Raw genomic sequence first — 5,378 nt, 5'->3', positions numbered from 1 at the left:
TATTTGATGCTTCTCTTAAATTTGCGCAAAAGAAAAGAAACGCTGGATTTAAAAAAGTTGAATAAAGATTTGCTGTATCCCGATGCATCGGGACGTCACCAATGAAATTAAAAATTAATTCCAAGGCCGGCTAAAAAATATTATTAACAAAAAACGTTCTTCTCCGTTTCCTCCCCCTTTGGGGGAGATAGAGGGGGCTTATTATGGCAGAAAAAATTACAATGGGCAGCAACGGAAAATTGAATGTTCCCAACAACCCCACCATTCCATTTATTGAAGGCGATGGTATTGGCCCCGAAATATGGAAAGTTGCAGAAAAAATATTTGATACCGCTGTGGAAAGAGCGTACAGCGGCAACCGTAAAATTGAGTGGAAAGAAATGCTTGCCGGCGAAAAAGCGTTTAAGCAAACCGGCGAGTGGTTGCCTGCCGAAACTTTACAAACCGCAAAAGATTATATTGTTTCTATAAAAGGTCCTTTAACTACGCCTATTGGCGGCGGCATCCGTTCGTTAAACGTAGCCATGCGCCAGGATCTTGACCTGTATGCTTGTGTACGTCCGGTAAAATGGTTTAAAGGTGTGCCGTCGCCGGTAGTACATCCCGAGCAGGTGGACATGATAATTTTTAGAGAAAACACAGAAGATATTTATGCCGGCATTGAATGGAAAGCGGGCAGTGCAGATGCACAAAAATTTGAAAAGTTTTTGATTGAAGAAATGGGGGTGACAAATATTCGTTTTCCCGGCGACAGCAGCTATGGCGTAAAACCTGTTTCGAATGAAGGCAGTAAAAGATTAGTGAGGGCTGCCATTGAACATGCGCTGGAACATCATTTGCCTTCGGTAACATTAGTACACAAAGGCAACATCATGAAATTTACCGAAGGGGGTTTTAAAACCTGGGGATATGAAGTGGCAAGAAAAGAATTTGGAGATAAAACTTTTACCTGGGAAGAATGGGATGAACTAAAGAAAATACATGGCGAAGCACATGCCAATGAAGTGCAGCGAAAAGCTTTGAGCGAAGGCAAACTTTTAGTAAAAGATATTATTGCAGATAATTTTTTACAGCAGATATTAATTGCACCAAAAGAGTTTTCGGTGGTGGCTACATTAAATTTAAATGGCGATTATATTTCGGATGCACTGGCAGCAGAAGTGGGCGGCATCGGCATTGCTCCCGGTGGCAACATCAATTATAAAACCGGTTACGCAGTATTTGAAGCTACACATGGCACCGCACCTAAATTTGCAGGTACCAACAGCATGAACCCTTCTTCTGTAATTTTAAGCGGCTGCATGCTGTTAGAATATATTGGCTGGAAAGAAGCGGCTGATTTAATTACCGATGCCCTGCAGGCTACCATTATGCGTAAAAGAGTAACTATAGATTTTTATAATTTAATGACCGGTGCTACACTTTTAAAAACAGATGAGTTTGGTAATGAAATTATAGAAAACATGGGAGTAGTAACAGCTGATTTTATGTTGAAGAAGAGCAGTGGGTTGTAAAGATCTATTACCATGGAACTATTGTGTTTGAGCCTTTTTCCACAGAATCCTGATGATGGTTAAAATATTTTTTTGCAAAAAAAATTTTATCAACCTCTTAAAATATTTGTCATTAGCAACTTTTACCACGAACGATTAACCCTTCTTTACACTTGAAAACACCAAATCATTTAGAAATAATATTATTTGCGACTCTGTCTTATTCTTTCCAAAGTCTGTAAGTGATGGAAGATTATTCATAAAAAAATTCTGAAAATGGGCCATTTCAATAATCGTAGTAGCCAGTGACCTTGGATACTTATACTTTGGATTACATTCTAAAATTATATCCCCAATAACAGCACAAAGGTCTTTATAGGGTTTAAAAAATTGGTGTTTATTATCTTCGCCAACTTGCTTGGTTAAATATGCTTTTGAACCCTCTGAAATTACTATTTGGTGTAATAAACTTTCATTTACATAAATTGTTTCCCCATCATCTTCTACCGTTGTTGCCAATAGCTTTATTACTTTTTTCAACTTGCCAGCAGGGTCTGTAACATTATTAGTTTGAAAACTAATTTGGTATTCAAGCCAACCCCAATACCAGGCTGTAATATATATTAGCAAGAGGTGTTTATTTTCAAAGTACCGGTAAATTCCTGCTTCCGTTGTACCAATATCTTCTGCCAATTTCTTAAATGTAAAGGCTTCAAAACCGTTTTGGAAAATCAATTGAATGCTGTGTTTAATGATGTTCCTGCCCAACTCTGTATGTTCTGGATTACGGAGAAATAAATCCTCATTCATTTTTATTTGTAACTGCAGTTTCATTTCTTCTGTATTTAGGTGAATTTCTGAAATAGGTAACAAAGTTATGCAAAATATATTTTACAATTATTTATAATAGTAATACTATCTTCTAAAATAATACCCCTATCTTCGTCAAATAATCGAAAAATATGAACCAAGTAAACTTATTCAAAAACTTAAAGAGCGATTTGCCTGCCAGCATAGTGGTGTTTTTTGTTGCCGTTCCACTATGCCTTGGTATTGCTTTAGCATCAGGCGCCCCATTGTTTGCAGGTATTATTTCAGGTATAGTGGGTGGCATTGTAGTTGGTGTTGCAAGCGGCTCACCTTTAGGAGTGAGTGGCCCTGCGGCTGGATTAGCAGTAATAGTTTTAACTTCTATTGCAACACTTGGCGGTTCCTGGACGGCTTTTTTAACAGCCGTTGTTTTAGCAGGGGTGTTTCAATTGATTTTGGGATTTGCAAAAGCTGGTTTCGTTGCTTACTTCTTTCCAACTTCTGTAATAAAAGGAATGCTTACAGGTATTGGGCTGTTGATAATTTTAAAACAAATCCCCCATGCATTGGGTTGGGATAAAGACGCAATGGGGGATGACGCTTTTTTTCAGGCAGATGGGCAAAATACTTTTTCTGAAATTTTCAGGGCATTTGACTTTATAACACCTGGAGCAGTAGTTATAGGGGCAATTTCATTAGCAATACTTATCCTTTGGGACAAAATATTAAGCAAAAAAAATAAAATTTTCAGCATCATTAATGGACCTTTGGTGGTAGTGGTGTTCGGCATTTTAATGTTTAACTTATACAAAAACGGTATTCTTGATTTTAGTTTAAATGCCCAGCAAGTAGTTGCAGTACCAGTGCCACATTCAATTTCAGAATTCTTCGGTCAATTTACTTTCCCTGATTTCTCGGCACTAACGAATTTTGAAGTTTGGAAAATTGCCATTGTATTAGCAATAGTAGCAAGTTTAGAAACATTGCTTTGTGTAGAAGCCACTGACAAAATGGATCCCGATAAAAGAATTACACCAACAAACAGGGAATTGAAAGCACAGGGTTTAGGAAACGTAGTATCAGGCTTGATAGGCGGTTTACCCGTTACACAAGTTATTGTACGAAGTACAGCAAATATATCTTTTGGTGGCAAAACAAAATTATCTGCAATACTTCACGGCGTTTTTTTATTAATAAGTGCATTAACAATTGCAAGTGTATTGAATATGATACCATTGGCAAGTTTAGCAGCCATACTCTTAATGGTAGGCTACAAATTAGCCAAGCCAGCACTCTTTAAAGATATGTATAAGTTGGGCTGGGAACAGTTTATCCCTTTTACTGCAACAGTTGTAGCAATTTTAGCAACCGATTTATTAAAAGGAATTACAGTAGGGATATTATTTGGCATCTTCTATACGCTACGCCATAGCTATCGCAATTCACATCATTTAAAGGAAACAGAAAAAACCGAAAACGGGCAGGAAGTTCATCACATAGAACTTGCACAAGAAGTATCATTTTTTAATAAGGCAAGTGTAATGAGGGTTTTAGATGAAATACCTGCTAATTCAAAAGTAATTATTGACTGCTCCAAATCTAAGTCCATTGCTTACGATGTAATTGAATTGATAAAAAACTATGAGATAAATGCAAAAACAAAAAACATCACAGTTGAGAAAATTAATTTTATAGAACCTGTTAATAATTAAAATAAAAAATATGACACTCAATATTCAATCACCAAATATTACGCTTAAACAAGAGGTAATAGATTTTTTAAACCAAAAACTTAAAATGTTGTCCCGAAGAAATAATGAAATTACAGGCGTTGACGTATCCTTTAAGATAGAAAAATCCTCTACAAATGAAAATAAACTATGTGAGATAAGATTGATTATACCGGGTTACGACCTGATGGCATCTGCCCAATGCAAAATATTTGAAGCAGCGATAGCAGAAACATCAGAGGCATTAGAAAGGCAGATAGAAAAAAGAAAGACGAAACTCCTAAATGTGAAATAAATGAATAATGTAAAAAAAATGATGCATTACAAATATTTACATTTTTTTTAAATGTACGGCTCAAATACAGGCTATATCACAAAAATATTTGAGAACAAAAATTAATCTCAATTTCAAATAGTATTATTCAACAATATCCCTTTCAATAATAATTAAAAATAAAAAAATGAAGACATTAACAAAAGAAATGCAAAATGCCATAAGCCCTGCAATGGCTTTAGACTTATTAAAGGAGGGCAACAAAAGATTTGTAAATAATCTAAAAGTAAACCGCAACCTTTTACAGCAGGCAAATGAAACCTCAGACGGACAGCATCCTTTTGCCGTAATACTTAGTTGCATAGACAGCAGAACGTCTGCCGAATTAATTTTCGACCAGGGCTTGGGAGATGTTTTTAGTGTTCGTATTGCAGGTAATATTATGAACGAAGATATTTTGGGGAGTATGGAATTTGGTTGTAAGGTAGCTGGTTCAAAAATAATAGTTGTTTTAGGACACACTAAATGTGGTGCAGTGAAAGGTGCCTGCGACCACGTAGAAATGGGCAACCTTACTGCTTTACTTTCTAAAATACAGCCGGCTGTTTATGATGAAAAAACAGTAGCTGAAAACCGCAATTCAGGCAACGCCGAATTTGTAGAAAAAGTGTCCAGCATTAATGTAAAAAGAACGGTGCATGCTATTATGGAACGCAGCCCAATTTTAAAAGAAATGATAGAGAAGGGAGAAATAGGAATCGTCGGCGGGATACACGACATTACAACTGGACAGGTAGCTTTTTTTGAAGACACAATAATTATAACCGCTTAAAAACTTATCTGGTAACAAATTGAAAGACCACAGACGGCGAAGAAAGGTTTGCACCTAACATTGGCTCAGCATTAGGTTATTTAGAAATTATGATAACGTTTCCGTAAATCAACATGGAATAATATTCTGAATGGTTTACATTTGCATTCCATAAAAAATAGAATCATGACCAAAATAAAAGTAGCAAACCCCGTTGTTGAATTAGACGGCGACGAGATGACAAGGATCATCTGGAAATT

Annotated in this window: 5 protein-coding genes; 4 read left to right on the top strand and 1 reads right to left on the bottom strand. The window is 36.3% G+C overall.

The annotated features are described in order from the left end of the window. Nucleotides 1-203 precede the first annotated feature (203 nt). Nucleotides 204-1,514, top strand: a complete 1,311-nt coding sequence (gene icd / locus ACY65O_RS04485; RefSeq protein ID WP_462219648.1) for an NADP-dependent isocitrate dehydrogenase — start codon at nucleotides 204-206, stop codon at nucleotides 1,512-1,514. Nucleotides 1,515-1,649: 135 nt separating this feature from the next. Here the strand turns inward: icd and ACY65O_RS04480 are convergent, their stop codons facing one another. Then, nucleotides 1,650-2,366 (bottom strand): TetR/AcrR family transcriptional regulator, encoded by a 717-nt coding sequence (locus ACY65O_RS04480; RefSeq protein WP_462219647.1) that lies wholly within the window; start codon nucleotides 2,364-2,366, stop codon nucleotides 1,650-1,652. Between the two features lie 89 nt (nucleotides 2,367-2,455). Here ACY65O_RS04480 and ACY65O_RS04475 point away from each other — a divergent pair, with 89 nt between their 5' ends. The 3 genes from ACY65O_RS04475 (at nucleotide 2,456) to ACY65O_RS04465 (ending at nucleotide 5,139) form a co-directional block, all read left to right on the top strand. Continuing rightward, entirely contained in the window at nucleotides 2,456-4,015 is a 1,560-nt protein-coding gene (locus ACY65O_RS04475) for a SulP family inorganic anion transporter (protein ID WP_462219646.1), read from the top strand. A 10-nt stretch (nucleotides 4,016-4,025) separates the two neighbouring features. Continuing rightward, a complete protein-coding gene (hpf, locus tag ACY65O_RS04470) occupies nucleotides 4,026-4,328 on the top strand; it encodes a ribosome hibernation-promoting factor, HPF/YfiA family (RefSeq protein WP_462219645.1) in 303 nt (100 codons plus the stop codon). A gap of 166 nt (nucleotides 4,329-4,494) precedes the next feature. Next, a complete protein-coding gene (locus ACY65O_RS04465; protein ID WP_462219644.1) occupies nucleotides 4,495-5,139 on the top strand; it encodes a carbonic anhydrase family protein in 645 nt (214 codons plus the stop codon). Nucleotides 5,140-5,378: the final 239 nt, after the last annotated feature.

This window comes from Ferruginibacter sp. (assembly GCF_031430955.1).
Classification (GTDB): domain Bacteria; phylum Bacteroidota; class Bacteroidia; order Chitinophagales; family Chitinophagaceae; genus Ferruginibacter.
The sequence above is the reverse complement of the archived record's forward strand: the minus strand, read 5'-3'. Positions and strand labels throughout refer to the sequence as shown.